2 protein-coding genes are annotated in these 2356 nt (G+C 66.8%); both read right to left on the bottom strand.

Annotated features, from left to right (window positions below; genetic code table 11):
• Nucleotides 1–1868 (bottom strand): molybdopterin-dependent oxidoreductase (locus VFW69_RS20155; protein WP_526503865.1); only part of this gene is annotated, 1868 nt, incomplete at its 3' end.
• A 59-nt stretch (nt 1869–1927) separates the two neighbouring features.
• Nucleotides 1928–2356, bottom strand: a 429-nt coding sequence (locus VFW69_RS20150) for a crotonase/enoyl-CoA hydratase family protein (RefSeq protein WP_526503863.1), incomplete at its 5' end; no start/stop codon positions are given.

The following is a 2356-nucleotide window of genomic DNA, read 5'->3' as shown; positions in this document are numbered from 1 at the left end:
GAGCGGTACTCGTCGGGCTGCAGTGGCGCGCCGGTGATCAGGTCTTTGCCGTATGCCTCGCAATAGTCCGGTGCTGCCCAGAATTGCGCGTCGGCATAGAGCCGTTCGGTACCATCGGGATGCTCTGCGTTACAAGGCCATTGGATGCCACTGCCGCCCCGCAGCTTGTCGTAGGTCAGGCCGGTGTAATCGCACGGCCGGCCCGCCGTACATTCCTTCCACGCCTCGAACGCCGATTCCGGATCCGTCCAGGGCGGAAACGGCTGGCCGTCCTTGTCGCGGAAGTCCATCCGGCGCGCGTAATCCAGGAAGATGTCGAGGTCGGACCGCGCGGAACCCGGTGGCTCCACGGCCTTTTCGGACAGGTGCACGGTGCGGTCGGCGTTGGTGAAGGTGCCGGTTTTCTCTGCCCATGCCGCGGCGGGTAACACCACGTCGGCCAACGCGGCGGTCTCGGTCATGAAGATGTCCTGCACGATGAGGAACAGCCGTTCCTGCGACAGGATGTCGCGGATTCGCGGCAGCTCCGGCAGCGACACCGCGGGATTGGTGGCCGTGACCCACAGCATCCGCAGCGTCCCCTCCTCGGCAAAGCGGAACATCTGCATAGCGTGCGTCGGCGGACCGTAGTGCGGAATCTGCAGGGGCTCAAGGTTCCACAAATGCGTCAACTCTTCGACGTGGGAGTCGTTGGACCAGTTACGGAAGCCCGCCAGATCCCCATCCGCCCCGCACTCGCGCGTGTTCTCCGCGGTCGGCTGCCCGTTCATCTGCAGCACCCCGCAGCCCGGCTTGCCCAGCATGCCGCGTACCAGGTGAATGTTGTTGACCTGCACGGCCGCCGCGGTGGCCTGGTGGGACTGATAGAAGCCCTGCAGCACGGTGGACATCAGCCGCTCCGCCGTGCCCAGCAGCCGGGCCGCGCGCCGGATGTCGTCGGCCGCCACACCGCAGATTTTCCCAACCCGCTCGGGCGGAAACTCTTCGACCCGGCTACGCAGTTCGTCGAAACCGACTGTGTGCGTGTCGATGTAGTCCTGGTCGATCCAGTCCTGGCCGATGATCTCGTGCAGCAGCCCGTTCATCAACGCCACGTTGGTGCCCGGGATCGGCGCGAGATGTACCGTGGCGTGCCGGGCCACCGGCGTGAGTCGGGGGTCGACGCAGATGATCGCCGGCGGCGAGTTGCCGGCGAGCCGGTCCAACATCCGCGCCCACAGCACGGTCTGCGTCTCGGCGACGTTGTGCCCGAACAACGCGATGACGTCAGCATGGTCGACATCGGTGTAGGACCCCGGCTGCCCGTCGCAGCCGAACGATTCCTTGAGCGCCTCGGCGGCCGTCGCCGTGCACAGCCGGGTGTTGCCGTCGACGTGGTTGGTGCCGATCGCCCCGTGCGCGATCGCACCTTGGGTGTAGTACGCCTCGGCGAACAGCTGCCCGGAGGTGTAGAACCCGATCGAGCTGGGGCCGTAGCTGCCGAGTAAGTCCTTGGTGTGGTCCACGATCCGTTGCATGGCGGTATCCCAGTCGCATGGCTTCAGCTCGCCGCGGACCCGGATCATCGGTGTGGTGAGCCGGTCAGCCGAGGCGTTGGCCTGCCAGCCGAAGAGATCCTTCGGATCGAGCCGCCCGTGGTTGACTCGGTCGATGGCGCGTCCGCGCACGCCCACGATCCGCCCGTCCTTGACGGCGATGTCCAGGCCGTCGCCGTTGGAATGCAACACCGCGGCCGATTGCACCCAGCGGTCGACCGACTCGGCGCTGACTCCGTCGGCCAGGTAAGTGTCGACTCGTACCGGCCACCGCGTGCCGGGTTCGTAGGGAGTTCGCGTTCCCCAGGGGTCCGCGATGCGATCTACGGCCATTCCGGTGACTTCCCCGGCAGCGGTCCACGAAACCGGCTCGGGCGAACGCCCTCAGCGACTCACAGCCCGAATTCGGCTTCGATCCCGTCGATGCCGGCGCGGATGGCCGCCAGGGCGTCGGCGCGGGCGCGCAATTTGGTGGCGGCGTGCGCCCGCTGATGCAGGCCGGCGAATTCCCGTGCGGCCTCTTCGGCGCGGTCGACCACCACCTCGGGCAACACGATCTCGTCGATAAAGCCTGCCGCGAGGGCGGTTTCACCGAAGAACGTTTTGGCCAGCCCGCTGGCCTGCTGGTAGGCCGACGGCGTCAACCGCAGCTTCATGATCTCGCACGCGGCATAGGGAATGACCATGCCGATCGCGACCTCATTGGCCTGGATGTTGTAGGCGTGCGCGGCCACCCGGTGATCGCCCGCCGACAACAGGAACGCCCCCATCGCGATGGCATGGCCGGTGCACGCCATCACCACCGGCTTGGGATAGGACAA

Origin of the sequence: Mycobacterium sp. (assembly GCF_036273375.1) — a bacterium.
GTDB lineage: Bacteria > Actinomycetota > Actinomycetes > Mycobacteriales > Mycobacteriaceae > Mycobacterium.
This window is presented reverse-complemented; position numbering and strand designations above follow the sequence as displayed.